Source organism: Rubrivivax gelatinosus, from assembly GCF_016583785.1.
Lineage (GTDB): Bacteria > Pseudomonadota > Gammaproteobacteria > Burkholderiales > Burkholderiaceae_C > Rubrivivax > Rubrivivax gelatinosus_B.
On the sequence record NZ_NRRU01000085.1, the window covers coordinates 1 to 23,932 of the forward strand.

Annotated in this window: 27 protein-coding genes; 25 read left to right on the forward strand and 2 right to left on the reverse strand. The window is 72.1% G+C overall.

Going from position 1 to position 23,932, the window contains the following annotated elements; genetic code table 11:
- The 24 genes from CKO43_RS19295 to CKO43_RS19410 form a co-directional block, all read left to right on the forward strand.
- On the forward strand, positions 1 to 1,325 hold a 1,325-nt coding region (locus CKO43_RS19295), incomplete at its 5' end, for a chemotaxis protein CheA (RefSeq protein WP_200379625.1).
- A complete protein-coding gene (locus CKO43_RS19300) occupies positions 1,322 to 1,552 on the forward strand; it encodes a hypothetical protein (protein WP_200229212.1) in 231 nt (76 codons plus the stop codon). The genes CKO43_RS19295 and CKO43_RS19300, both read left to right, overlap by 4 nt.
- 137 nt (positions 1,553 to 1,689) lie before the next feature.
- A complete protein-coding gene (locus CKO43_RS19305; RefSeq protein ID WP_200229213.1) occupies positions 1,690 to 2,055 on the forward strand; it encodes a response regulator in 366 nt (121 codons plus the stop codon).
- Positions 2,056 to 2,057: 2 nt separating this feature from the next.
- Entirely contained in the window at positions 2,058 to 3,122 is a 1,065-nt protein-coding gene (locus CKO43_RS26155) for a methyl-accepting chemotaxis protein (protein WP_346014444.1), read from the forward strand.
- 24 nt (positions 3,123 to 3,146) lie between these two features.
- Positions 3,147 to 3,533, forward strand: a complete 387-nt coding sequence (locus tag CKO43_RS19315; protein ID WP_200229214.1) for a response regulator — start codon at positions 3,147 to 3,149, stop codon at positions 3,531 to 3,533.
- Positions 3,530 to 4,384 (forward strand): STAS domain-containing protein, encoded by an 855-nt coding sequence (locus CKO43_RS19320; RefSeq protein WP_200229215.1) that lies wholly within the window; start codon positions 3,530 to 3,532, stop codon positions 4,382 to 4,384. The genes CKO43_RS19315 and CKO43_RS19320 overlap by 4 nt, the downstream gene beginning before the upstream one ends.
- A 12-nt stretch (positions 4,385 to 4,396) precedes the next feature.
- Positions 4,397 to 4,816 (forward strand): STAS domain-containing protein, encoded by a 420-nt coding sequence (locus tag CKO43_RS19325; protein ID WP_200379626.1) that lies wholly within the window; start codon positions 4,397 to 4,399, stop codon positions 4,814 to 4,816.
- Positions 4,809 to 5,201: an ATP-binding protein gene (locus CKO43_RS19330; RefSeq protein WP_200229217.1), complete on the forward strand. Its 393-nt coding sequence runs from the start codon at positions 4,809 to 4,811 to the stop codon at positions 5,199 to 5,201. The genes CKO43_RS19325 and CKO43_RS19330 overlap by 8 nt, the downstream gene beginning before the upstream one ends.
- On the forward strand, positions 5,198 to 5,614 hold the full coding sequence (locus CKO43_RS19335; RefSeq protein WP_200229218.1) for an ATP-binding protein: 417 nt from the start codon (positions 5,198 to 5,200) through the stop codon (positions 5,612 to 5,614). The genes CKO43_RS19330 and CKO43_RS19335 overlap by 4 nt, the downstream gene beginning before the upstream one ends.
- A 56-nt stretch (positions 5,615 to 5,670) precedes the next feature.
- Complete coding sequence (locus CKO43_RS19340) at positions 5,671 to 6,240, forward strand: SpoIIE family protein phosphatase (protein WP_200229219.1); 570 nt, start codon at positions 5,671 to 5,673, stop codon at positions 6,238 to 6,240.
- Entirely contained in the window at positions 6,240 to 7,652 is a 1,413-nt protein-coding gene (locus CKO43_RS19345; protein WP_200229221.1) for a two-component system sensor histidine kinase NtrB, read from the forward strand. The genes CKO43_RS19340 and CKO43_RS19345 overlap by 1 nt, the downstream gene beginning before the upstream one ends.
- A 145-nt stretch (positions 7,653 to 7,797) precedes the next feature.
- The gene (locus tag CKO43_RS19350; protein ID WP_200229223.1) at positions 7,798 to 9,141 is read left to right on the forward strand and encodes a sensor histidine kinase; all 1,344 of its coding nucleotides are present in this window, start codon (positions 7,798 to 7,800) and stop codon (positions 9,139 to 9,141) included.
- Complete coding sequence (locus CKO43_RS19355) at positions 9,138 to 9,815, forward strand: response regulator (RefSeq protein ID WP_200379627.1); 678 nt, start codon at positions 9,138 to 9,140, stop codon at positions 9,813 to 9,815. The genes CKO43_RS19350 and CKO43_RS19355 overlap by 4 nt, the downstream gene beginning before the upstream one ends.
- A gap of 434 nt (positions 9,816 to 10,249) precedes the next feature.
- A complete protein-coding gene (locus CKO43_RS19360; RefSeq protein WP_200379628.1) occupies positions 10,250 to 12,082 on the forward strand; it encodes a methanol/ethanol family PQQ-dependent dehydrogenase in 1,833 nt (610 codons plus the stop codon).
- 73 nt (positions 12,083 to 12,155) lie between these two features.
- Positions 12,156 to 13,034: a methanol oxidation system protein MoxJ gene (moxJ, locus tag CKO43_RS19365; protein WP_200379629.1), complete on the forward strand. Its 879-nt coding sequence runs from the start codon at positions 12,156 to 12,158 to the stop codon at positions 13,032 to 13,034.
- Positions 13,031 to 13,582: a cytochrome c(L), periplasmic gene (gene moxG / locus CKO43_RS19370; RefSeq protein ID WP_200229229.1), complete on the forward strand. Its 552-nt coding sequence runs from the start codon at positions 13,031 to 13,033 to the stop codon at positions 13,580 to 13,582. The genes moxJ and moxG overlap by 4 nt, the downstream gene beginning before the upstream one ends.
- Positions 13,579 to 13,854 (forward strand): methanol dehydrogenase, encoded by a 276-nt coding sequence (locus CKO43_RS19375; RefSeq protein ID WP_200229230.1) that lies wholly within the window; start codon positions 13,579 to 13,581, stop codon positions 13,852 to 13,854. The genes moxG and CKO43_RS19375 overlap by 4 nt, the downstream gene beginning before the upstream one ends.
- Before the next feature lie 111 nt (positions 13,855 to 13,965).
- Positions 13,966 to 14,982, forward strand: a complete 1,017-nt coding sequence (locus CKO43_RS19380; protein ID WP_200379630.1) for an AAA family ATPase — start codon at positions 13,966 to 13,968, stop codon at positions 14,980 to 14,982.
- Positions 14,979 to 15,881 carry a DUF58 domain-containing protein gene (locus CKO43_RS19385; protein ID WP_200379631.1) on the forward strand — a complete coding sequence of 301 codons (903 nt, stop codon included), beginning with the start codon at positions 14,979 to 14,981 and terminating at the stop codon, positions 15,879 to 15,881. The genes CKO43_RS19380 and CKO43_RS19385 overlap by 4 nt, the downstream gene beginning before the upstream one ends.
- Positions 15,878 to 16,873 carry a hypothetical protein gene (locus CKO43_RS19390; RefSeq protein ID WP_200379632.1) on the forward strand — a complete coding sequence of 332 codons (996 nt, stop codon included), beginning with the start codon at positions 15,878 to 15,880 and terminating at the stop codon, positions 16,871 to 16,873. The genes CKO43_RS19385 and CKO43_RS19390 overlap by 4 nt, the downstream gene beginning before the upstream one ends.
- Positions 16,866 to 17,846 (forward strand): vWA domain-containing protein, encoded by a 981-nt coding sequence (locus tag CKO43_RS19395; protein ID WP_200379633.1) that lies wholly within the window; start codon positions 16,866 to 16,868, stop codon positions 17,844 to 17,846. Before CKO43_RS19390 ends, CKO43_RS19395 begins: the two co-directional genes overlap by 8 nt.
- Positions 17,834 to 18,406, forward strand: a complete 573-nt coding sequence (locus CKO43_RS19400; RefSeq protein ID WP_200379634.1) for a tetratricopeptide repeat protein — start codon at positions 17,834 to 17,836, stop codon at positions 18,404 to 18,406. Before CKO43_RS19395 ends, CKO43_RS19400 begins: the two co-directional genes overlap by 13 nt.
- Positions 18,406 to 19,455 (forward strand): hypothetical protein, encoded by a 1,050-nt coding sequence (locus CKO43_RS19405; protein WP_200379635.1) that lies wholly within the window; start codon positions 18,406 to 18,408, stop codon positions 19,453 to 19,455. Before CKO43_RS19400 ends, CKO43_RS19405 begins: the two co-directional genes overlap by 1 nt.
- A gap of 10 nt (positions 19,456 to 19,465) precedes the next feature.
- Positions 19,466 to 20,026, forward strand: a complete 561-nt coding sequence (locus CKO43_RS19410) for an SRPBCC family protein (protein WP_200379636.1) — start codon at positions 19,466 to 19,468, stop codon at positions 20,024 to 20,026.
- Positions 20,027 to 20,045: 19 nt separating this feature from the next.
- Here CKO43_RS19410 and CKO43_RS19415 read toward each other — a convergent pair whose 3' ends face one another.
- Positions 20,046 to 21,608 carry an ATP-binding protein gene (locus tag CKO43_RS19415; RefSeq protein WP_200379637.1) on the reverse strand — a complete coding sequence of 521 codons (1,563 nt, stop codon included), beginning with the start codon at positions 21,606 to 21,608 and terminating at the stop codon, positions 20,046 to 20,048.
- Complete coding sequence (locus CKO43_RS19420) at positions 21,598 to 23,112, reverse strand: ATPase domain-containing protein (RefSeq protein WP_346014445.1); 1,515 nt, start codon at positions 23,110 to 23,112, stop codon at positions 21,598 to 21,600. Before CKO43_RS19420 ends, CKO43_RS19415 begins: the two co-directional genes overlap by 11 nt.
- Before the next feature lie 272 nt (positions 23,113 to 23,384).
- On the opposite strand from CKO43_RS19420, the gene CKO43_RS19425 reads away from it, so the two are divergent.
- Positions 23,385 to 23,870, forward strand: coding sequence for a sigma-70 family RNA polymerase sigma factor (locus CKO43_RS19425; protein ID WP_200229243.1), 486 nt, complete (start codon positions 23,385 to 23,387; stop codon positions 23,868 to 23,870).
- Positions 23,871 to 23,932 lie beyond the last annotated feature (62 nt).

Below are 23,932 nucleotides of genomic sequence, written 5' to 3' on the forward strand. Positions count from 1 at the left end.
TGCTGGCCTGGGCGAGCGCCTTCGGGCTCGCGGCGCCAAGCACCGCGGCCGCTCCGCTCGCCGACGCAGACCGCGAGCCGGCGGCCGAGCCCGGCGCCGCTGCTGTCGACCCCGGCCGCCGCGGCGAGGACGGCCCCGGCGCCGCGTCGCCCAAGGTCCTGAAGGTGGGCCAGGAGAAGGTCGACCGGCTGATGGACCTGATCGGCGAGATGGTGGTGGCCAAGAACAGCCTGCCCTACCTCGCCCAGCGTGCCGAGACGGTCTTCGGCCAGCGCGAGCTGGCGCGCGAGATCAAGGCCCAGTACACGGTGATCAACCGCATCGCCGAGGACATGCAGCACGCCATCATGCAGGTGCGCATGCTGCCGGTGGGCGCGGTGTTCCAGCGTTTCGGCCGCCTGGTGCGCGACATCTCGCGCAAGCTGGGCAAGGAGGTCAACCTCGTCATCGAAGGCGAGGAGACCGAGGCCGACAAGAACGTCATCGAGCCGCTGGCCGACCCGCTGATCCACATCCTGCGCAACAGCCTGGACCACGGCATCGAGATGCCGCAGGCACGCCGCGCCGCCGGCAAGCCCGCGGCGGGCACGATCCGCATCGCCGCGCACCAGGAGAGCGACCGCGTGGTCATCGAGATCAGCGACGACGGCGCCGGCATCGACGCCGCCCGGGTGCGCGACAAGGCCGTCGAGCGCGGCCTGATCCCCGCCGACCGGGCCGCCACGCTCAGCGATCACGACGCCGTGCAGCTGATCTTCCTGCCGGGTTTTTCGACCGCCGAGCAGATCTCCGACCTGTCGGGCCGCGGTGTCGGCATGGACGTGGTGCGCAATGCCGTGGAACGCATCAACGGCAGCGTCGAGCTGAGCAGCGTGCACGGCCGCGGCACCACGCTGCGCCTGTCGCTGCCGCTGTCGATGGCCGTGACCAACGTGATGGTCATCGAAAGCGCCGGCCGCCGCTTCGGCGTGCCGATGGACCTGATCGTCGAGACGGTGCGTGTGCACGGCGACGATATCCACTGCTTCAAGCAGGCGCGCACCACGGTGCTGCGCGGGCGCATCGTGCCGCTGCGTGCGCTCAACGAACTGCTGGCGCTGGACACCGAGCCGCTGAAGAACGCCGACGGCGAGTTCGCGGTGCTGGTGGTGCGCCTGGGAACCGAAGCCGTCGGCCTGCTCGTCGACCAGTTCCACGGCGCCAGCGACATCATCCTGAAGCCGCTGGAAGGCGTGCTCGCCGGGCTGACCGGCTTCGCCGGCACGGCGCTGATGGGCGACGGCGGCGTGCTGATGGTCCTGAACCCGAAGGAGCTGCTGACATGAGCATCCGCTACCTGAAGAAACACGCCGCACTCGAAGGCGTGGTGAGCGTCGACGACGCCGAGGCGCTGGCGCAGTGGCTGCGCCAGCAGGCCCGGCCCGCGGTGCACCTGGGCAAGTGCGAACACGTGCACGCGGCCGTGCTGCAGGTGCTGCTGGCGCTGCGCCCGCAGGTCAGCGCCGCGCCGCCCGACCCCTGGCTCGCCCAGGTGCTGGCGGCCGCAGGCTGAGGCCTCGCCGCCTCAAGCGCGCGGCGCAACGGCCGATATACAAGCAGATAACTCTCATGGCGCCCTGCGCCGCCGAAGTCTCGTGAAGGCGCCGCGCCGCCGGCAGCACGCAGACGCCCAGCACTCAGAACCACGCCATGAAGACCATATTCATCGTCGACGACTCCGCCACCATGGTCATGAGCGTCAAGAGCTCACTCGAGATCGCGGGTTTCAAGGTGGAGACGGCAGCCGACGGTGAACAGGCGATGGCCAAGATCAACAAGGGCCTGAAGCCCGACCTGATGATCACCGACATCAACATGCCGAAGATGGACGGCATCGAGCTGATCCGCCAGGCGCGCAAGGTGCTGCGCTTCACGCCCATCCTGACGCTGACCACCGAGAGCCAGCAGGCCAAGCGCGACGAGGCCAAGAAGCTCGGCGCCACCGGCTGGCTGGTCAAGCCGGTGGCCAGCGCCGACCTCGTCCGGGTCATCAAACAAGTGCTGCCGGGGGCCTGAGCGTGGCAGCAGAGCGCGCCGAGTCTGCCGGGTCCCTGCGATGGGCCACGCGCTGGCGCGCGCGGCTGGCGAACTGGATCGCCCCTGCGGCGGCTGCGGCCGACCAGGACCCCGACGGCCCGACCCTGGACGGCATCCGCGAACTCGACCGTCAGGTGCTGCTGCAGCTGGGCCGCGCCGTGGGCCTGTCGGAGACCGCGGCGCTCGAGTTCGTGCAGCGCCTGGCCGACCTGCGCGGCCTCTCCAGCCGCCTCGTCACCTACCTCGGCCACGCGCAGAAGCAGAGCGAGGCGATGCAGGCCGGCATCGAACACAACGGCCACATCATCCAGGAGCTGGCCGCCTTCGTGCAGACCCTGCCGGCGCAGATCGCGCAGGAACGCGGGCACTTCAAGCAGCTGGTCGACGAGGTCAAGAGCCTGTCGGACATGACCGACACCATCCGCGGCATCGCGCGCCAGACCGAGATCCTGGCGATCAACGCCGCGATCGAGGCGGCGCGCGCCGGCGAGTCCGGCAAGGGTTTTGCCGTGCTCGCCGGCGAGGTGCGCCGCCTGGCGACGCAGGCCAACGCGACGGCGGCCAAGGCCAACGACGACATCTCGCGCCTGGTCGAAACCGTCGAGGCCGGCTTCAGCGGCGACTTCGCCGCACGCACGCGCCACAACGAGTCCGAAGCCGACCGCCTGGGCAAGATGACGCAGCAGCTCGACGAGAGCTACGTCGACATGCGCCAGTTCTACGAGATGCTGATGACCGCCGTCACCCAGCACAACACCGACCTCGACCAGGGCATAGGCCGGCTGCTGGACACCGCGCAGTACCAGGACGTGTTCAAGCAGATCGTCGACCGCGTGCAGCCGGCGATAGCCAACCGCAACACCGTGCTCGCCGAGCTGATCGCCCGGCTGCGCCGCGGCCAGCAGGACACGAGCGACATCGAAGGCCGCGCGCAGGCGCTGGCGCCCGAATACCTGCGGCTCGAGGCCGCGCACAGCGACCCCGACACGGCTGCGCCCGCCGGCGCAGCGCCCGGCGAGACGCTGCAGCGCATCGAGCTGTTCTGACGCAAGACCAGAGGAAAGGCCGTGATGGCTCAGATCCTGTTGATAGACGACGACGAGCTGCTGCGCGACACGCTGCGGCAGATGCTGGAGCTCGACGGCCATGCCGTGACCGAGGCCAGCGACGGCGAACAGGGCCTGGCGCTGTTCCGCAGCCGCGGCGGCCGCTTCGACGCCGTCATCACCGACATGCTGATGCCCGGCATCGACGGCACGCGTGTCATCGTCGAGCTGCGCCGCAGCCATCCCGACCTGGCCGTGATCGCGATCTCGGGCGGGCGGCGCGTGCTGTCGCCGCAGTTCAACCTCGAGACCGCGGCCCTGGCCGGCGCCAGCTGCCAGTTGAGCAAACCCTTCAGCCGCCATGATCTACAGTCGGCGCTGACTCAGGCCATGGCGGCGTCTCACCGATGACAGCAAGCCTCGCTCCCCTGCTGCTGACCCTGCTGCGCAGCCGTTCGGACAGCATCCGCGCCCGCTGGCAGGCACGCCTGAACGCCAGTGGCGGCAACTACCTGCGCGGCCTGACGCCGCAGACCGAGCTGAGCGCCGAGATGCAGGCGCTGCTCGACGGCCTGGCCCAGGCGCTGGCCTCCGGCAGCGAGTCCTTCGACAGCGATCCGTCGCACCCCTTGTCGGCCGCCCTGCGCAGCGCCAGCCAGGTGCGCGTGGCGCGCGGCTTCACGCCGGAAGAGTCGATCACCTTCGTGCTCGCCTGCAAGGAGTCGCTGATCGAGGAACTGCACGCGGACACGGCGCTGCGCGCCACGGGTCTGGCCGCGACGCTGCATGTCGAGCGCCTGCTCGACCGCTGCGTGCTGGTGCTGGCCTCGTCCTTCGTCGCCGCGCGCGAGGACATCATCCGGCGCCAGAGCGAATCGCTGCGCGAGGTATCGACGCCTGTGATCACGCTCTGGGACTCGATCCTGCTGCTGCCGCTGGTGGGCGTGGTCGACTCGGTGCGGGCGCAGCAGATCTCCGAGCGCCTGCTCGAAGCCATCGCCGCCTCGGAATCCGAGGTCACGCTGATCGACGTCACCGGCGTGCCGGTGATGGACACCAGCGTCGCGCGCCACATCCTGAAGACCGTCGCCGCGGCCGAGATGCTGGGCACGCGCGTCATCCTCACCGGCATCAGCCCGAGCACGGCGCAGACCATGGTCAAGCTGGGCATAGACATGTCCGGCGTGCCCACGCGCGGCTCGCTCAAGGCCGGCATGGCGCTGGCGCTGCAGCTCACCGGGCGCCGCATCGCGGCAGCCTAGGACGGCAACCCGATGCGCGTGCCCATCCTGCGGCTCAACGCCAGCGTGCTGCTGGTGGCGCTGGGCGCCGACATCACCGACGAAAGCGTGATGGACTTCCAGTCCGACCTGACCGAGCGCGCGGCGGCGATGCAGGCGCGCGGCGTCGTCATCGACGTGTCGGCGCTCGACCTGGTCGACTCCTTCATGGCGCGCGTGCTCAACGACAGCGCGCGCATGCTGCGCCTGCTGGGCGCCGAGGTCGTGGTCTGCGGCATCCAGCCCGCCGTGGCGATGACCCTGGTCGAGATGGGCAGCCGCCTGGTCGACGTCAAGACCAGCTTCACGCTGGAACGCGCGCTGGCGCAGCTGGACGAGCTGATGGCGCGCGCGCACGCACCGCAAGCCGCGGCCCCTGCAGACGGCGACGACCCGCCGCCGCACCATGCTTGACCTGCGCAGCGGAGACGACATCGTGCGCGCCCGGCTGGCCGCGCGCGACCTCGTGCGCCAGGCCGGGCTGGGCCTGATGGACCAGACCCGCTTCGCCACCGCCGTCTCCGAGCTCGGGCGCAACGCGGTGCGTTATGGGGTCCAGGCGCGCTGCGAGTTCAGCGACCTCTCCGACGCGCGCCACTGGCGGCTGCAGGCGATGGTCAGCGACCAGGGCCCCGGCATCGAGAACCTGGAGCAGGCGATGCAGGACGGCTTCTCCACCGGCGGCAGCCTGGGTGCGGGCCTGCCCGGCGCGCGCCGGCTCGTCGACGTGTTCGACATCCGCTCGGACGACAGCGGCACCGTCGTGACGGTGCAGTTGGTGCGCCCGCGCCGGCCATGAACCCCGCAGCGGCCTGTTTCGACGTGCGCGGCGAATACGACGTCTCGGGCGTCATCGCCGGGGCGCAGCGTTTCTGCGCCGGGCACGGCGCCAACCCCGTGTTCTGCGCCCACGTGGCCACGGCCGCCTCCGAGCTGGCGAATAACCTGTGGCTGTACGCGGACCACGGCGGCCAGCTGCGGCTGACCCTGCTGCAGCGCGGTGCGCACCGGGGCGTGGAACTGGTGTCCGAGGACGACGGCCCGGGCATCGCCGACCCGGCGCTGGCGCTGACCGAAGGCTGGAGCAGCGGCGGCGGCATGGGCTGCGGCCTGACCGGCGTGCAGCGCCTGATGGACGAGTTCGACCTGCAGACCGGGCCTGGCCGCGGCACGCGGGTGGTGACGCGCAAATGGTGGCCGCCGCTGCGCTGACGGCGCCGGCCGTCCGGCGTCACTGGGCGCCCGGGGTGGCCAGCGCCACGCGGGCGATGAGCGCCGACGCCCCCTGCGGCGACGCCGCGGCCTGGTTCGGCCTGTCCGGCGACGGCGCGGCGCCGACGCAGGGCCTGCTCGCCATCGTCGACGGCCTCGGCCATGGCGCGGAGGCTGCCTGTGCCGCCGAAGCCGCCGTGCAGGCGCTGGCCGCGGCACCCGATGCCGATCTGCCGGCGCTGATGCGGAGGCTCGACGGCGCCCTGGGCAGCCTGCGCGGCGCCGCGGTCGGGCTGGTGCGCGTGCAGGGCTGCCGGCTGCAGCAGGCCGGGGTCGGCAACACGCGCTGCATGCGCCTGCGCAGCGGGCACATGACCCGGCTGCCGTCGCAGAACGGCATCGTCGGCGGCGGGCTGCCCACCCGGATCTCGGTCTCGGAGCTGGATCTGGCGCCAGGCGACTGGCTGCTGTTGTTCAGCGACGGGCTGGCCGAGTCGCTGCAGCTGCCCGTGCTGCTGCCGGAATGGGAGCGCGACCCGGGGCTGCTGTGCGAGCACCTGCTGCAGCAGGCCGCACCGGGCCGCGACGATGCCGGCGTGCTGGTGATGCAGATGGGGGGCGGCTGATGGACCGTGTCGATGCGCTCCTGCCGCGCTACGTCGAGCTGCTGCGGCGTACCGCGCTGACCGACGGCGAGCTCGAGCGCGAGACCGCGCTGGGCGACGCCACCGAACTGGCCAAGACCAGCCTGGCCGACGGGCCGGCGCTGGACCAGATGCACGAGCTGCACCGCCGCGCCCAGGTGGCGCTGGCGCAGGACTGGCGCGATGCGCCCGCCGGCAGCGCCGAGCACGCCGGGCTCGAGCGCCTGGTGCGCGGCGACGCCCTGCCGATGCTGCTGGCGCTGATGCTGCCGCACGAGCTGGCCGAGCGCACGCACCACGAGCAGCGCTGGCGGCGCGAACACGAGACGCTGGTGGCGATGTTCGAGCAGACCGACGAGCTGATCGTCGTGCTCGACGTCGACGGCCAGTGCGACGACGTCAACCCCGCCTTCTGCCGCGCCACCGGCTGGACGCGGCGCCAGGCGGTGGAAGGCGCGGGCGCCTGGCCAGACCCGCCGCGCGGCACCAAGCCCGGGCGCCGCAGCGGCCCGGTGGCCTGCAGCGACGGCAGCTCGCTGACGGTCGAGTGGTCGATCTCGCCGATCCTCGGGCGCAAGGGCGAACTGCTGAACCACGTCTGCATCGGCCGCGACATCGGCCGCCAGCAGCGGCTCGAGGACAGCCTGCGCGAGAACGACAAGCTGCGCGCCGTGGCCACGCTCGCCGGCGGCATCGCGCACGACTTCAACAACCTGCTGGGTTCGATCAACGGCCTGGCCGAACTGTGCGAACTCGAGGCCGTGCCCGGCTCGCGCCAGGCGCGCAACCTGGGGCGCATCCGCCTGGCCGGCGACAAGGCGGCGGCCCTGGTGCGCCAGATGCTGGACTTCTCGCGCCAGAAGCCGCCGGCGCCGCAGTGCACCGGCCTGCGCGAATGGCTGGAACACGCCGAGGGCCTGCTGCGAGCAGCCATTCCCCATCAGCAGACGCTGGCCGTCGAGGTCGAGCAGGACAGCATCGTGCGCATCGACCTGGTTCAGATGGAGCAGGTGTTGCTGAACATCGTACGCAACGCCGCCCAGGCGATGGGCCCGCAGGGCGGCCGGATACGGATCCGTGCCGACCGGGCGCAGCCGGCCACGGCCGAGACTGCAGCCGCAACCGGCTGGGCCCGCGTGCGCATCAGCGACACCGGCAGCGGCATCCCCGCCGAACTGCTGGGCAAGATCTTCGAGCCCTTCTTCACCACCAAGCCGGTGGGCGAAGGCACCGGCCTGGGCCTGGCAGCCGCGCACGGCATCGTCAGCGCCCACGGCGGTGCGATCGAGGTCGACAGCGAAGCGGGCGTGGGCAGCACCTTCAGCATCTTCCTGCCGCTGGCCGATGCCGCAGCGATGGCGGGCCCCAGCCCGGCTGCCGCCCCGCCGGGCTGACCCGCGCACGGCTGGCCGCGAACCGGGCACAGCCCGGATAAGCACCCGCTGCCGCCAGGCCGGGAGTGATCCAAACTCGCGCGATGCTGCACCCGCTGCCCACTTGCGAGAGGCCGCCGCTCGTCCCGCGGCGCCCGAGACGGCCATGACGCTGAAGACCCGCCTGGCCTGGATCGTCCTGCTGCTGATGTCGGCCCTGGTGCTGTCCTACAGCCTGGCGCTGGCGAGCACGATGCGCGAACGTGCCGACGCCGAGACCCGGGGCGCGCTGCCCTGGATCGCCGAGCTGCTGCCCGCGCGCCTGGACGGCATGGCGCGCGACGATGTGCAGGCGCTGGAGCAGCTGCAGCGCCTGGTCCGCGGCCTCGAGCGCATCCGCCACGTCAGCGTCGAGTTGCACGCGAGCGACGGCCGGCTGCTGGCGCGGGCACCGCAGCGCCCGGCCGAACTGCCCGGCTGGATGCGGCGTGAAGCGCCCGCGGCCGCGGCGCTGCGCAAGGACGTGTCCCTGGGTGGCCGCAGCGTCGCCTACTTCGAACTGCGGCCGGCCGCCGCCGACGAGCTCGCCGAGATGTGGGCCGACTTCGTGCGCAGCTCGCTGCTCGTCGTCCTGCTGTCGCTGCTGGCCGGCGTGGCGATCGTGCGGCTGGCGCTGCGCGCCTTCCAGCCGGTCGAGCAGATCCGCGACGCGCTGCGCGACCTCGGGCGGGGCACGCAAGGTGCGCGCCTGCCGCGTTTTCGCAGCCCCGAGATGGACGAGATCGCCAGCGCCTTCAACCGCATGGCGGGCGAGCTGCAGGCGGCGCAGGCCGAACGCCAGGCGCTGATGCGCAAGCTGCTCGAAAACGAGGAGCACACGCGGCGCTCGGTCGCGCACGACCTGCACGACGAACTCAGCCCCTACCTGGTCGCGCAGCAGCCGCTGGGGCGCGTGCTGCAGGCGCGCTGCGCCCAGCGCCCCGATCTCGAGGACATCGGCCGGCTCGTGCAGACCCTGGTCTCGCACCAGGCGCAGATGCTGTCGACGCTGCGCGCCATCCTGGTGGGGCTGCACCCGCCCGAGCTGGAGACGCTGGGCCTGCGCGGCGCCATCGAACAGCTCGTCGCGCAGCGCCGCAGCGAGCACGACGGCCGGGTGCAGATCACGCTGGAGATGCCCGGCGACTGGCAGCGTTTCGGCGCCGTGCTCGACGCCAGCATCTACCGCATGGTCCAGGAGTGCCTGACCAACGCGCTGCGGCACGCATCGGGCAGCTGGGTGCAGCTGCACATCGTGCACACGGCCGCGGCGATCGACATCAGCGTGAGCAACGACGGCGCCGCCGAAGCGGCGACCGGCGCGCGCCCCGGGCTGGGCACGATCGGCATGCGCGAGCGCTGTCTGGCGCTCGGCGGCGACTTCCAGGGCCGGCCGGCGCCGAACGGCGGCTGGCAGGTGCACATCCATCTGCCGGCCGAGCCGGTCGCGCACACCGAAGCACTCGCATGAACGACCACGTCATCCACGTGCTGATCGTCGACGACCACGCCGTCGTGCGTTCCGGCTACCGCACCTATCTCGAGCAGATGGGCGGCTTCGAGGTCGTCGCCGAAGCCGACAACGCCGCCGAGGCCTACGCCCAGTACAAACGCTGCCAGCCCGACATCGTGATCATGGACATCATGATGCCGGGGGCCAGCGGCATAGACGCCAGCCGGCGCATCCTGGCCTTCGACCGCGACGCACGCATCCTGGTGTTCTCGATGTATGTCGAGCCCATCGTCGTGCGCCAGGCGCTGGGCCTGGGCGTGCGCGGCATGCTGAGCAAGGACAGCGCCCCCGAGCAGCTGTGCGAAGCGGCGATCGCGGTCGCACGCGGCCAGCGTTATCTCGGTGGCGAGCTCGCGATGGCGATGGCCTTCAGCCCCCGGTCGCCACGCGCGGAAATCGTCGAGAAACTCTCCGGGCGCGAGTTCGAGATATTCCAGATGCTGGTCAGCGGCGCCAGCATCGACGACATCGCACAGGCCCTCAACCTGAGCTCGAAGACGGTCGCCAACCGTCTTTCCCAGATTCGCCAGAAACTCGACGCCAATTCCGACATCCAGCTCGTCCGGATGGCCGCCGCGATCGGCATCGTGTCCTGGATCCCGGCCCCCGGGTCGCGCCCCGGCGGCGACTGACCGCCCCTGGCGCGGCAGCGCCGGGGCCGGCGCCGCGGCCGCGCCCGGCAGGCGCCCGGGGCCACCCTGGCGGCGTCCTGCTCAACTTCCGGACACTCTGTCCCGATACTGTATCGGCGCGCTCGAAATCCGATACAGGAATACTTCCCGAATACTCTCGATAACCCTCGCCGACGGCACTTTTTGAGGGTTTTCACGGGCCATTTCCCGGGACTTTTGCCCGCCTCCTCTGTGATTTTATCCCGGCTCTTGCGGGATGGACTCACTAGGTCCCGGCGCCGTCTCCTTCCTAGAATGGTATCGCCTGCTGAATACCTTCGATGATTCTCCAATACCATTTGCAGAATGGTTCCTGGAGTTTCAGCGGGTATTTCACCGAGCCGCTCCGGCCTTTGCCCCAGGCGCCCGCCAGCCACCACCCACAGGAGACATCGATGAACACGCCCCAAGCGCGACACGACACCGCCCGGCGCTCGCCGGGGCGCAGTCGTCTGGCCTGCGCCGCCCGTCTGGCGCTGGCCGCCGCGGCGGCCAGCGCCCTGCCCAACGCCTTCGCCAACGACGAGCTGCTGCGCCTGAGCAAGGACGAGCGGCAATGGGTGATGCAGGGCAAGGACTACGACCACAGCCACTACAGCGGCCTGGCCCAGATCAACCGCAAGACCGTCAAGAACCTGAAGGCCGCGTGGACCTTCTCGACCGGTGTGCTGCACGGCCACGAGGGCGGGCCGCTGGTGGTCAACGGGATCATGTACGTGCACACCCCGTTCCCGAATACCACCTACGCCTTCGACCTGAACAACCCCGACAAGATCCTCTGGGAGCACAAGCCCAAGCAGGACGCCTCGGTGCGCGCAGTGGCCTGCTGCGACGTCGTCAACCGCGGCCTGGCCTACGGCGACGGCAAGATCTTCAAGACCCAGTTGAACGGCCACGTCGTCGCGCTCGACGCCAAGACCGGCAAGGTGATCTGGGAGATGGAGAACTCCGACCCCAAGGTCGGCTCGACGCTGACCCAGGCGCCGATCGTCGCCGAGGACCTGGTGATCGTCGGCTCCTCGGGCGCCGAACTGGGTGTGCGCGGCTACCTCACCGCCTACCGCATGAAGGACGGCGCCCAGGTCTGGCGCGCCTACGCCACCGGCCCCGACAACGAGCTGCTGCTGGCCGACGACTTCAACGCCCCCAACCCGCACTACGGCCAGAAGGGCCTGGGCACCAGCACCTGGGAAGGCGACGCCTGGAAGATCGGCGGCGGCACCAACTGGGGCTGGTACGCCTACGACAGCCAGCTCAAGCAGCTCTACTACGGCTCGGGCAACCCGGCGCCGTGGAACGAGACCATGCGCCCCGGCGACAACAAATGGACCATGTCCATCTGGAGCCGCGACATCAAGACCGGCAAGGCCAAGTTCGCGTTCCAGAAGACGCCGCACGACGAGTGGGACTACGCCGGCGTCAACTGGATCGGCCTGAGCGAGCAGGTGGTCGACGGCAAGAAGCAGAAGCTGCTGACCCACCCCGACCGCAACGGGATCATCTACACGCTCAACCGCGAGAACGGCAACCTCGTGCGCGCCGACAAGATGGACCCCACGGTCAACGTCTTCAAAGGCTACGACATGAAGAAGGGCGTGCCGATCCGCGACCCGGAATACAGCACGCGCATGGACCACGTCGCCAAGGGCATCTGCCCGTCGGCGATGGGTTATCACAACCAGGGCCACGACTCGATCGACAAGAAGCGCGAGCTGGTGATGCTGGGCACCAACATGATCTGCATGGACTGGGAGCCCTTCATGCTGCCCTACCGTGCCGGCCAGTTCTTCGTCGGCGCGACGCTGAACATGTACGCCACCCCGGGCAACAACAACAACATGGGCCAGGTGAAGGCCTACGACGTCAAGACCTCCAAGTTCAAGTGGGTCAAGGACGAGAAGTTCGCCGTCTGGGGCGGCACCACCAGCACCGCCGGCGACCTGGTCTTCCACGGCACGCTGGACGGCTACATCAAGGCCCGCGACGCCGACACCGGCGAGGTGCTGTGGCAGTTCAAGCTGCCCTCGGGCGTGATCGGCCACCCGGTGACCTACGAGCACAAGGGCAAGCAGTACGTCGCCATCTACTACGGCGTCGGCGGCTGGCCCGGTGTCGGGCTGGTGTTCGACCTGACCGACCCGACCGCCGGCCTGGGCGCGGTGGGCGCGTTCAAGGAGCTGCAGCAGTACACCAAGATGGGCGGCGGCCTGATGGTGTTCTCGCTCTGAAGCAGGACCGCCCCGCGACCGCAGTGCCCGCGGCCGCGGGGCCCGACCGCCGCAAGGCGAACCAGGAGAAGCCATGAACCGACGACCCCTTAGCAGCGTCGCGACGGCGCTCGTGCTGCTCGTCGCCCAGGGCACGGCCGCAGCCCAGGGTGCCGGCCCGGCGGACACGCTGCGCGTGTGCGCTGCCGACGACGACATGCCCTACACCAACGCCCGCGGCGAAGGCTTCGAGGACCAGCTCGCAACGCTGCTGGCCCAGACGCTGAACATGCGGCTCGAACGTGTCGGTTTCGCCGACCCGCGCTACCTGGTGCGCGACGGCATCGACAAGGAGCGCTGCGACCTCATGCTCGGCGCCGACAGCAGCGACCCGCGGCTGCTGACCAGCGCACCCTACTACCGCGCCAGCTACGTGTTCCTGTCGCGCACGCAGGACCGGCTGGAACTGCGCGACTGGTCCAGCCCGGTGCTGGCCACGGCACGCCTGGGCGTGATCCCGGGCACGCCGGCCGAGACCATGGTGACCCAGATCGGACGCCACGCCGACAGCTTCCGCTACATGATGAGCCTGGGCGGCAACAAGGCGATGCGCAACCGCTTCGTGCGCTACGACGTCGAGAAGCTGGTGCGCGACCTCGCCGCCGGCGAGATCGACGTCGCCGTCGCCTGGGCCCCGGCGGTGGCACGCTACGTCAAGGCGAGCCCGGTGGCGCTGAGCGCGGTGCCGGTGCCCGACGCGCGCAAGTCCAACGGCGAGCCCGTGGTCTTCAGCTACGACACCTCGATCGGCGTGAAGAAGGGCAACAGCGCGCTGCTCGCGCGCATCGAGGCCGCGCTGCCGCGGCTGCGCCCGCAGATCGGCCAGGTGCTGGCCGAACAGGGCGTGGTCGCGCTCGGTGGCCAGGTCGCCGGCAGCACCGCCACCGCCGCCGCCGGGAGCACGCTGCGATGAGCCGCCGCATCCGCCCCGCGCGCCGGCGCCTGCCGGCGCTGATCCTGGCGAGCCTGGTCGCGCTGCCCTCGGTGGCGCAGACGCCCAGCTTCTACAACCTCGTCGAAGGCACGCCGCTGGACTTCAGCGACCTCGAGTACGAGGAGGAGACCGACGCCGTCAAGGCCTTCAAACGCAGCGGCCGCAACCCGTACAACGAGGACCAGACGGCGATCCGCAACGGCGAGTCGCTGTTCGCCACCGCGTGCTCGGGCTGCCACGGCCATCACGGCGAAGGCAAGCTCGGCCCCGGCCTGACCGACGACTACTGGACCTACCCGGCCAACAACACCGACTCCGGCCTGTTCTCGAGCATCTACGACGGCCTGACCGGCCAGATGGGGCCGCAGAAGAACCGCCTGACGCAGGACGAGATGCTGCAGGTGATGGCCTGGGTGCGCAGCCGCTACACCGGGGACCCCGCCAACGCCGGCTGGAAAAGCTCGGCCCCGCGCAACGCCTCGTTCTCCACCCGTTCCCTGCCGCCAACCCAGAGGAGTCCCGCATGACCCCGCAACGCACCCTGTTCCTCACCGCCGCCGGCCTGCTGCTGAGCGGCGCCGCCTTCGCCTACGACGGCACCAACTGCAAGGCCCCCGGCGACTGCTGGGAAGCCAAACCCGGCTACCCGGAGAAGGTGGCCGGCAGCAAGTACGACCCCAAACACGACCCGGTCGAGCTGCGCAAGAACGAAGACGCCGTCAAGGCGATGGAAGCACGCAACGCCAAGCGCCTGGAGGCGGCGCAGAAGACCGGCAGCTTCAACTTCAACGTCAAGTGAGCGGCGGCGCCGGCTGCGGCGCCCTGCCCGTTCCGGCACCCGGCCCGTCGGCGGGCCGGCCCCTTGCGTGCACGCCGCCGGCGCGGCGCACGCCGCGTTATCCCGCCCTCCATGAACGACTCCACCTTCGAAGACTGGCGCCGGCGCGCGCTGACGCTGGAAGCCGCCGTCGGCGCCGTGATGCTCGGCATGCCGCGCGCGGTGCGGCTGGCGGTGGTGGCGCTGTTCGCGCGCGGCCACGTGCTGCTCGAAGGTGACGTCGGCGTCGGCAAGACGACGCTGCTGCGCGCGCTGGCGCGCGGCATCGGCGGCGCCTACCAGCGCATCGAGGGCACGATAGACCTGATGCCGAGCGACCTGGTCTATTACACCCAGGTCGCAGACGACGGCCGCCCGCGCGTGCTGCCCGGGCCGCTGCTGGCGCAGGGCGAGGACCTGAGCGTCTTCTTCTTCAACGAGATCAATCGCGCGCGCCCGCAGGTGCACGCGCTGCTGCTGAGGCTGATGGCCGAGCAGTCCATCGGCGCCTTCAACCGCGAGTTCCACTTCCCGCACCTGAGCGTGTTCGCCGACCGCAACCGCATCGAACGCGAGGAGACCTTCGAGCTGCCGGCAGCCGCGCGCGACCGCTTCCTGATGGAAATCCTGATCGACGCCCCCGACGAACGGGCGCAGCTCGAGGCGCTGATGTTCGATCCGCGCTATCACGACACCGGCGCGCTGGTCGAGCCGGTGGCGCACGGGCTGGTCGACGCCACGCGGCTGAACGAGCTCTCGGTGCAGATCCAGACCCGGGTGCAGGCGAGCGCCGCGCTGCGCCGCTACGGCGTCGACCTGTGGCTGGCCACCCGCACGCCGCAGCACTGCGGCATCACGCTGCCCGAGATCGACACCGCCGAGCTGGTGCTGGCCGGCGCCAGCCCGCGTGGCATGGCGATGCTGGTGCGTGCGGCACGTGTGCACGCCTGGCTCGAAGGACGGCCGGCGATCGTGCCCGAGGACCTGCGTGCGGTCTTCGTCGAGACCGTCGCCCACCGCATCGCGCTGCAGCCGGTGTACGAGAACCAGCGCGCCGAGATCGCGCGCGAACTGGCGCAGCAGATCCTGCGCCGCGTGGCGGCACCGTGACGGCGCCCGCGTCACGCGCCGCGGGCGGTGCCGAGCGCATCGACTACCGCATCCGCTGGCAGGGCAGCGACGTGCACCCGGGTGCGCACCGCTCGCGTGTGGCCGGCGGCGGCGATGTCTTCCGCGGCGTCGTGCCGCTGGGCCCGGGCCGCGACGCGCGCCGCATCGACCTTCGTGCCAGCCTCGCCGACCCCTGGGGCCGGCCTTGGGTACGCGAGTTCCGGCAGCACAGCCGGGTGCCGGTGCTGCTGCTGGCCGACCTGTCGCGTTCGATGCGTTTTGCCGGCCGCTGCGACCGCCTGGCGGTGTGCGCGGATTTCGCCCGCGCGCTGGCGCCTGCCGCGTTCCGCAACGGCGACCCCTTCGGCTTCGTCGGCTGCGACCGGGAACCGCGGCGCGAACTGCTGGTGGCGCCCGCCGTCTCGCGCCAGGCCGGCGAGACCGTCGCCCGCAGGCTCGAGGCGGTGCGGGCCGAAGACCCGCACCGCGCCGCCGCCGGCAGTGCCGACGGCCTGGCGCGGGCGGCACGCTGGCTGCCGCAGCGGCGTTCACTGGTCTTCCTGCTGTCGGACCTGTACCTGGACGATGCGCTGCTCGAGCGCACGCTGCGCAGCCTGGCGCCGCACCAGGTGGTGCTGGTGCTGCTGGCCGACAGCGCCGAACGCGAGCCGCCGGCGCGCTGGGGCCTGGTGCGGCTGGCCGACCTGGAAAGCGGGCGCGAGCGGCTGGTGCTGCTGCGTCCCGGGCTGGCGCGCCAGATGGCCGAGCAGCAGGCGGCACGCATCGCCGCCGCCACGCGGCTGGCACGGCGCCACGGCGCGTCGCTGCTGGTCGCCGAAGACGGGCTGGACACGAAGGCGATCACGCGCCAGCTGCTGCAGCCGCGGGGCCGCGCATGAAGCGCGTGCTGCTGGCCGCAGCCGTATTCGGGCTGTGCAGCGCCGCATCCGGGGCCGACGACGGCGTCGCGCCGGCGCCCGTGGCGCCCGTGGCGCGCGCTGTGCCCGCGGCTTCGGCGGCGGGCAGCGGCGACGGGCAGCGGCCGCGGCTGCTGCGCATCGAGCCGCCGCGCGACACCGCGCGCCACATCGGCGACCGTCTGCGCTACCGCGCGCTGCTCGTCTGGCCCGAGGGCTGGGTGCTGGAGCCCGAAGGCCTGCCCGCGGCCGAGTCCGAACACGCGTTCGAGCTGCGTTCGCACCGCATCGAGGCCAGCAGCGCCTGCGCCGACTGCCGCTGGCTGAGCCTGGACTGGCAGCTGTTCAAGGGCCCGCGTGCGAGCGAGGACCTGCTGCTGCCGGCGACGCCGCTGCCGCTGCGCCGCGGCAGCGAACGTGTCACGCTGGAGCTGCCGGCTGCGGTGCTGGCGGTGTCGCCGCTGGTGCCCTGGGACAGCCGGCGCAACTGGCTGGACAGCGTGCGCCCGGGCTGGCGCGTGCTGCCCTTCGACAGCGGCGCGCGTTTCGCCGAAGCCGGCGCCGCGCTCGCCGTGGCGCTGGCGGCGCTGCTGGCCTGGGCCTGGGGCAGCGGCCGCCTGGTGCTGGCACGCGAGCGGCGGCCGTTCGCGCAGGCCTGGCGCACGCTGCGCCAGCGCCCGCGCGCCGCGCCGGCCGACGCCGAGGACCTGAAGCTCTGGCACCGCGCCTTCGACGCCAGCGCCGGCGAGGCGGTGTTCCTGGAGAACCTCGACCGTTTCTTCGCCGCCCGCCCGGCGCTGGCGCCGCTGGCGGCCGCGGCACGCGCGGTGTTCGAGGCCTCGCGCCGCCGTTTTTTCCTCGACGAAGACGGCGCCGCCGGGCCGACTCGCGCCGAGCTGGCGGCACTGCTGCAGCAGCTGGCGCAGGCCGAGTTCGGCGCGGCGCGCCGCACCAGCGGAGCCGGCCATGCCTGAGTTCGACCAGCCGCTGTGGCTGCTGGCGCTGCTGCTGGCGCTGCTGCCGTGGTGGCGGCACGGCCAGCAGCGTGTGGACTGGGCCGACCTGCGGGCGCTGCCGCCCGACCGCCTGTCGCGCGCCGTCGACGGGGCGCTGCGCGCCAGCGCCAGCCTGGCGCTGGCCGCGGCCGCGTTCAGCCTGGCCGGCGTGCACCGCCAGGCCGCGCCGGTCGAACGCAGCGGCACCGGCGCCCACATCGTCGTGCTGCTGGACCGCAGCGCCAGCATGGCCGACGGTTTCGCCGGCTCCCGGCGACAGGCGGACGAGGAGTCCAAGGGCGAGGCCGCGGCGCGGCTGCTCGACGCCTTCGTCAGCCAGCGCCTGCGCGACCTGTTCGGCGTCGTCTTCTTCAGCACCGCGCCGATGCGCGTGCTGGGCCTGAGCGGCGACCACGACGCGGTGCGTGCGGCGATCGCCAGCTCGGCCGCGCCGGGCATAGGCCTCACCAACATCTCGGCCGGGCTGACGATGGCGCTGGAGAGTTTCCGCGACCAGCCGCGCAGCGGCTCGCGCGTGCTGCTGCTGGTGTCCGACGGTGCCGCCAGCATCGACGCGCGCGCCCAGGTGACGATCCGCCGGCTGTTCCAGGAACACCAGGCCCAGCTCTACTGGATCTATCTGCGCACGCCCAACGGCAACAGCCCGACGCGGCTGCCGACGCCCGACGCCGGCGCCGACGTCGCGCCCGAGTACTACCTCGACCGCTTCTTCAGCGACCTGGGCTCGCCCTACCGGCTCTACGAAGCCGACAACCCGCGCGCGCTGGCGCATGCGATCGAGGACGTGTCGCGGCTGCAGAACCAGCCGCTGCGTTATCTGCAGCCGCAGCCGCGGCGCGAACTGGCGCGCGGTTTCGACGCGCTGGCGCTGGCCTGCGTGCTGCTGCTGCTGGCCGCCCGACTGCTGGAGCAGCCGCGATGGCGGCGCTGAGGCTGCGCCGCCTGCTGCCGCCGGCGGCGCTGCTGCTGGCGCTGCTGGCCGGCGCGGCGGCGCTGGAGCGCGCCTGGACCGGCTGGCAGCAGGCCCGCAGCAACGAGCAGATGGCACTGGCCGAGCCGCCGCGCGACGGCGTGCCGCGTGTGCTGCTGGCGCGGGCGATCGTGCTGGAGCAGCAGGGCCGCATCGAGGAGGCGCTGTCCGACTACGCCGAGGTCGAGGTGCTGGGCGACGCCGCGCTGCGCCACGCGGCGCGGGTCAATGTCGCCAACCTCTACCTGCGCCGCGGCATCGCCGTCGCACGCGATGACGGCCACGCCCAGCGTGCGCTGGTGCTGCTGCAGCTGGCCAAGGCCGGCTACCGGCGCGCGCTGCGCCAGCGCCCGGACGACTGGGACGCACGCTACAACCTCGAACTCGCGCAGCGCCTGCTGCCCGACCTGGAGCCGCGCAACTGGCGCCGCTCGGGCGACGAGGCCGAACTGTCCGAAGCGATGAAGAAGGACAAGGCGGCGTGGACGGACATGGTCGGCCAGCCGCGCGGCATGCACTGATGGCCAGGCCAGGTCTCGCCGGGATGCTCGCACGCGGCGCCGCGCTGCGCCGGCGCCCGCGGCTGCTGCTCACCGGGCTGGCGGCGCTGGCGTTCGCACTCGCGCTGCTGCGCCCGGCGCTGCCCTGGCCGACGGCGATCGGCAGCACGCTGCTGGTGCTGGACATCACGCAGAGCATGAACGTCGCCGACGCACGCTGGCAGGGCCGCATGGTGACGCGCCTGGCCTACACGCGCGAGCTGCTGCGCCGCGTGCTGCAGCAGCTGCCCTGCGGCCACCGCGCCGGGCTGGCGGTGTTCACCGAGCGCAAGACGATGCTGCTGATGGCACCGGTCGAGGTCTGCGCCCACGGCGCGGCGCTGGACGACACGCTCGGCGGCCTCGACTGGCGCATGGCCTGGGCCGCCGACAGCCACCTGTTCTACGGCAGCTACTCGGCGCTGGACGAGATCGAACGCCGCTGGCCCGGCAGCACGCTGGCCTTCTTCACCGACGGCGACCAGGCGCCGGCGCTGACGCCCGGGCGCGAACCGCGTTACGAGCGCCACGCCGGCACGCCGGCCGGCGTGCTCTTCGGCGTCGGCAGCGAAACGCCGCAGCCGGTGCCGCGCATGGACGCCGACGGCCGCATCACCGGCTACTGGAGCGCCGAGGACACCGCCGGTTTCGCCAGCCCCGGCGCGCCGACGCTGTCGGTTGCCGACATGGAGCGCATGGCGCGCGGCGAGGACGTGCGCAACCAGGCGCAGCGGCCCGAAGGTGCCGGCGCCAGCCACCTGTCGCAGCGCCAGGACGCGGTGCTCGCGGCGGTGGCGCGCGCGACCGGGCTGCAGCTGCGTGTCGCCACCGACCCCGACACCGTGGTCGACGCGCTGCTGGCACTGCCCGGCACGCAGACCGGCAGCCGGCGCATCGAGCTGCACGGGCCGCTCGTCGTGCTCGGTGCGCTGGCGCTGCTGGCCAGCCTGCTGCCGGCGCCGAGGCGGCGGCGGCAGGCACCCGCCCCGGCCGAGGCGGCGCCCCCCTCGCTCCCGCAACCCACGACCTGACAAGGACACCATGGACACCCGTCTGCCCCCGCCCTGCTCCCGCCGCCTGCGCGCGGCTGCCGCCGCCTTGCTCGCCAGCGCCGCGCTGGGCGCCCAGGCCCACGGCCCGACGCCGCAGAAGATCGACGAGCAGATCGAGGTCGCGGCGCCGCCGGCGGCGGTGTGGGCGCTGGTCGGCGACTTCGCGCGTTTCGCCGCCTGGAACCCGGTGCTGGCATCGAGCAGCGCCGACCGCGGCAACGCCGCCGGCTCCAAGCGCACGCTGACGCTGGCGCGCGGCGGCGTGCTGACCGAGGAACTGGACGAACACCAGGACGGCGAGATGTCGATGAGTTACCGCTCGGGCCGCGACATCGACCCGGCGGTGCTGGCGGTCGGGTCCTACTCGGCGCGGCTGCGCGTGCTGCCGGCCGGCAGCGGCAGCCGCATCGAGTGGCGCGCGCGCGCCTACCGCGCCGACACCGGCAACGAACCCGCCGAAGGCCGCGACGACGCGAGCGCGGTGGCCGCGCTGCAGGAGCTCATGCGCCCGGCGCTGGCGGCGGCGCGCGAGCGGCTGCAGACACGCTGAACAGGCGCCGACGCCGGGCCTACAGCGTCGCCAGCAGCTCCTCCACCGCCTGCCAGCTGGCCGGCTTGACGAGGTGATGGTCGAAGCCCGAGCGCTGGGTGCGGCGCTTGTCTTCGTCGCTGCCCCAGCCGGTCAGTGCCACCAGCACCTTGCCGGCGTGGCGCGGGTCGGCGCGCAGGCGCGACGCGAGTTCGTGCCCGTCCATGCCGGGCATGCCGATGTCGCAGAAGACGACGTGCGGAGCAAACGTGTCCACCGCGCTCAGCGCGTCGACGCCGCGGTACACGGTGTGCGGGGTGTGGCCGTTGCCCGCGAGCTGGATCGCGAGCGCATCGGCAGCGTCGACGTTGTCGTCGACCACCAGCACGCGCAGCCGGCGCCGCTCCGCGGCTTCGGGCGCGCCGGGCCCGCAGTCCGCGGCGGCTTCGGCCGCGATCGCCGGCAGCGTCAGCGTGAACACGCTGCCGCGGTCCAGGCCATCGCTGTCGGCGCGCACGCTGCCGCCGTGCAGCTCCATCAGGCTGCGCACCAGCGCCAGGCCTATGCCCAGGCCACCCTGGGCGCGGTCGAGCGTGCGGTCGACCTGGGTGAACATGTCGAAGACGCGGCCCACCATCTCGGCCGGTATGCCCATGCCGTCGTCGACCACGCGCAGCGTCGCCTCGCGCTGCACCTGTGCCAGCTCGATGCGCACGTGGCCGCCAGCCGGCGTGTACTTGGCGGCGTTGTTGACCAGGTTGCTGACCACCTGCGCCAGCCGCGACGGGTCGCCGTGCACCCACACCGGCTGCGGCGGCAGCTCGACCCGGACCTCGTGCCGCGCCGCCTCGAGCGCAGGCTGGCAGGCTTCGAGCGCCGAGGCGATCACCGTGCGCAGGTCGACCGACACCCGGCGCAGCACCACCTTGCCGGTGGCGATGCGCGACAGGTCGAGCAGCTCGTCGATCAGCTTGACGAGCTGGCCGACCTGGCGGGCCATCATCTCGCGCAGCCGCAGCGCCTGGGCGCTGTCGCCGGGGATGCGGGCGAGCGCGTCGACGCCCATGCGGATCGGCGCCAGCGGGTTGCGCAGCTCGTGCGCCAGCGTGGCGAGGAACTCGTCCTTGCGGCGCTCGCTGTCGCGCAGCGCCTGCTCGGCCTTCATCTGCTCGCCGATCTGGTCGCGCAGCTGGTACTGGCGCCGGCGCGCCCGCAACGCGCTCTGCACGGCGCTGGTCATCGCACGCAGCGAGGCGGGGCGGTCGAGCAGCGTCAGGTTGGTGAGCCGCTGCAGCACCGGCTCGGGCAGCGCCGGAACCTCGCGTGCCCGCGTCATCACCAGCACCGGCACGTCGGACCAGGCGGGCTGTCGCGCCAGCGTGTCGACGAAGGCCTCGATGGCCGGATCGGCGAGCGCGCTGTCGGTCAGCAGCACCGCGCCGACGCCGGCGCCCAACGCCGCCGTCAAGGCGCGCAGGTCGCGGCAGACGACGCAGCGCACGCCGACCTCGGCCAGCAGCTGCGCGCTCACCTCGGCGTCGCGCCGCGTCGGGGCGACGAGCAGCAGGCGTTCTTCGTCGCGAGACGGCAGCTCAGCGGCCATCGCCCGGCCCTGGGGCCAGCAGCGCGCCATCGACGTCGCCGGGCGCCCCCCCGACCTCGACCGGCACCCCGGTCAGCACCCCGCGCAGCTGCGTCAGCGGCTCGCCCAGGTGCACGCCGGTGGCGTCGAACCAGAGCTGGCGGATCGACTCCTCGTGGCGGCCGCTGCGCTTCTTCACCACCGAGATCGCCTTCTTGACCCTGCCCTCGTGCTCGAACATGCGCAGCAGCACGACGGCGTCGGCCAGGTAGCTGGCGTCGATGGCCGAGCGGATGGAGATGCCGATGACACCGCTCTGCGCCGCCACCAGAAAGGTCGCCACGCCCTGGCTGTTCAGGTAGGACAGCAGCTCGTGCAGCTGCCCGGTGAGGAAGCGGCCCCCGGGCATCGCGTTGAAGTAGCCGTTGAGGCTGTCGATGATGACCACACGCGCCTGGTCCAGCTCCACCGCCTGGCGCACCGCGTGCGCGAACTCGCCCGGCGACACCTCGGCCGGGTCGAGCTGGCGCACCGCGATCTCGCCCGCGCCCTTGCCCTGGCGGACGACGAGCCCCAGCCCGGCGGCGCGGTCCAGCAGCAGCGCGCGCGACTCCTCGAACGAGAACAAGGCCGCGTGCTCGCCGCGCGCGGCGGCCGCGCAGGCGTACTGCAGCGCCAGCGTCGACTTGCCGGTGCCCGGCGGGCCGATCAGCAGCGTCGAGGTGCCGCGGTCGATGCCGCCGCCGAGCAGTTCGTCCAGGGCGGCCACGCCGCTGGGCACGGCCTCCCGCTCGAAGGCACGGCCGTGATCGGCGGCAGCGAGCCGGGGAAACACCTCGATGCCGCCGTGGCGGATGCGGAAGTCGTGGTAGCCGCTGCGGAAGTCGCTGCCGCGGAACTTGATCACCTCCAGCTGGCGTAGCGAGCGGCCGTAGACCGGCGAGCGGTTGTCCAGCGAGATGACGCCGTGGGCGATGCTCTGCAGCTGCAGGTCGGCGCCCTCGGCGGTGCGGTCGTCGAGCAGCAGCACGGTGCAATGGCGGCCGGCGAAGAACTGCTTCAACGCGAGGATCTGCCGGCGGTAGCGCAGCGAGCCCTGGGCCAGCAGGCGCAGCTCGGACAGGGAGTCGAACACCATGCGCTGCGGCTTGAGCGAACGCACGGTGTCGAGCACCTTGCGCGTCGTCTCGGTGAGCTCGAGCTCCGACGGGTGGTACATCGTCAGGTGCTCGTCGCCGTCGAGATGGCGCTCGTCGGACACCAGCTCGACGATGTGGATGCCCTCGGTAGACCAGCCGTGCGAGCGCGCCCCGGAGACCAGCTCCTCCCGCGTCTCCGACAGCGTCACGTACAGGCAGGTCTCGCCCCGGCGGACGCCCTCCAGCAGGTACTGCAGGGCGAGCGTGGTCTTGCCGGCGCCTGGATTGCCGTCGACCAGATAGAAGCGGTTGGCGATGAAACCGCCATGCAGGATCTCGTCCAGCCCGGGAACGCCGCTCTGCGAGCGTTGGTCTGCCTCGTTCACGCCACCCTTTCGATGCGGCCGGCCGCCACGTTGCGGGCATCGGGCCTGCGTTGTGTGGAGGCGCCGGCCCCGCGCACGGCGGCGTGGCCATGCCGGGGCGCCCCACGGCCGAACTCGGGACCCGGGCGCCTGCCCGCTGTGAGGCAAACGCCGTGCCGCCGGGCAACCTCCGCGAAACTGCATAATAAGAACCATTCTTATTTGAAGCACCTCAGACCAGCCGCCGCCAGTCTCCCGCCCGTCGGTGCCGGGCCCATCACCCGAGTACGGCCGTGCTGGAGCGTCATTACCGCGAACTGCTCAACTTCCTCGTCCGCCTGGTCGGCGACCGCCATGCCGCGGCCGACCTGACCCAGGAGAGCTACGCCCGCGTGCTGGCGCTGAAGCAGGGCGGGCAGGCGGTGCTCGACGGCCGCGCCCTGCTCTACCGCACGGCACGCAACCTCGTCGTCGACCGCCACCGCCGCGCCGCGGTGCGCCGCCACGACGCCCTGGAAGAGCTGGCCGAGGACGAACACCCGAGCGCGCCACCGCGCTCGCAGCCCGACGAGGCCCTGGCCTCGCGCCAGCAGGCGCAGGCCTGCCTGGCGGCCATCGAGGCGCTGCCGCCGCGCTGCCGCGAGGCCTTCGTGCTGCACGTCTTCGACGAGCTGAGCCAGGCCCAGGTCGCCGAGCGCATGGGCATCTCCGTCAGCATGGTCGAGAAGCACGTCGCGCGCGGCCTGCTCGCGTGCCGCGCGGCACACTCCGGGGGGTGAGGAAGAACGGCCGCTCGTGCGTCTACCGTCACGAGGACCGCCATCCCGCCCCGGTTATGCCC